2 protein-coding genes are annotated in these 1,532 nt (G+C 71.5%); both read right to left on the reverse strand.

All coding sequences use genetic code 11. The features are described 5' to 3' along the window. Nucleotides 1-113: 113 nt before the first annotated feature. Nucleotides 114-686, reverse strand: coding sequence for a prephenate dehydratase domain-containing protein (locus tag RIF93_RS20685; protein WP_309093322.1), 573 nt, complete (start codon nt 684-686; stop codon nt 114-116). Nucleotide 687: 1 nt separating this feature from the next. Then, nucleotides 688-1,532, reverse strand: an 845-nt coding sequence (locus RIF93_RS20690) for a 3-deoxy-7-phosphoheptulonate synthase (protein WP_309093323.1), incomplete at its 5' end; no start/stop codon positions are given.

Below are 1,532 nucleotides of genomic sequence, written 5' to 3' on the forward strand. Positions count from 1 at the left end.
CGTAGAAATACAGGTCCGCGGCGGCGGTGAAGCCGGCGAATGCAGTCGCAGCGAGGGCTGGCGAACGGACCATGGGCGTCATTGGGCGCACGGATCGTGCGCCGTCAAGCGGCTCAGGCGCTGAGCAGGACAAAGCGCGTGCGGTTGTCGGCTGAATCCTGGATGTCGTTGCGCAGAATCGACAGGTCGTAGACCTCGGCGGCGCGCATCGGGGCGACGGCGGCGCGGGTCGGATCGCCGGCCTCGGCCACGGCCCGGGCGGCGCCGGCGGTGTCGAAGGCCTCGACCGCCTCGATGCCGAGGGCGGCGAGGGCGCCGACACACTGGCCGAGCGCGGCGGGGTGGCTCTCGGCGGTGCGGACCCCGCCCAGACGCGCGCCGTGCGGGCCCATCAGGGCCAGTCGGATCGGCCGCCAGACCTCGGAGACGACGGTCAGGCCGGAGGTCTCGACGAGCGTGGCCGCCGGCTCGACGCGGCCGATGGTCGAGTTCTCGACCGGGATCAGGGCGCAGCCGACCTCGCCCGCCTTGAGGGCCGCGATGGCCGCCTCGAAGCTGTCACAGGCGACCGGCTCGTCCCAGGGGCGAAGGTCGATGACCGCCTCGTGGCTGAAGGCCCCCGGCGCGCCCTGGTAGGCGCAGCGTCCCGGCGGCGCGTCGCCCTCGGGGCGGCCGACGCCGTCCATCCTAGGCGGCCTCGGAGCGGGCCTGGCGCCCCACCTTGAGCCGCTCGGCGACGAGGAAGGCCAGCTCCAGCGCCTGGTCGGCGTTGAGGCGCGGGTCGCAGTGGGTGTGGTAGCGGCTGGACAGGTCGTCCTCGGTCAGGGCCTGGGCGCCGCCGAGGCATTCCGTGACGTTCTGGCCGGTCATTTCGAGGTGCACGCCGCCGGGATGGACGCCCTCGGCCTCGGCGACGTCGATGAAGCCCCGAACCTCGGAGAGGATGCGTTCGAAAGGCCGCGTCTTGTAGCCGTTGCCCGCCTTGAGGGTGTTGCCGTGCATCGGGTCGATCGACCAGATCACCCGCTTGCCGTGATCCTTCACCGCCCGCATCAGGCGCGGCAGGCGCTCGCCGACCTTGTCCGCGCCGAAGCGACCGATCAGGGTCAGGCGGCCGGGCGTGTTGTCCGGATTGAGCACGTCGATCAGCGGCAGCAGGTCGTCGGGGTCCATGGTCGGACCGCACTTGAGGCCGATTGGATTGCGGATGCCGCGAGCGAACTCGACATGGGCCCCGTCCAGCTGGCGGGTGCGCTCGCCGATCCACACCATGTGGGCCGAGGTGTCGAACCATTCGCCGGTGGCGCCGTCCAGCCGGGTCAGGGCGCTCTCAAGGTTGAGCAGCAGGGCCTCGTGCGAGGTGAAGACCTCCACCCGGCTCAGATCCGGATGGGTCTCGGGCGTGACCCCGACCGCCTCCATGAAGGCCAGGGCCTCGGTGATCTTGTCGGCCAGGTCGCGGTAGCGGGCGCCGTAGGCGCTGTCGGCCGCGAAGCCCATGGTCCAGCGATGGATGTTGTACAGGTCGGCGT

It is taken from the genome of Phenylobacterium sp. (assembly GCF_031181185.1).
In the GTDB taxonomy this organism is placed as follows: domain Bacteria; phylum Pseudomonadota; class Alphaproteobacteria; order Caulobacterales; family Caulobacteraceae; genus Phenylobacterium.

Bases quoted from the DNA above. Each gene is read 5' to 3' on its own strand.
- RIF93_RS20685 (WP_309093322.1), bottom strand. From the start codon at position 686: ATGGACGGCGTCGGCCGCCCCGAGGGCGACGCGCCGCCGGGACGCTGC.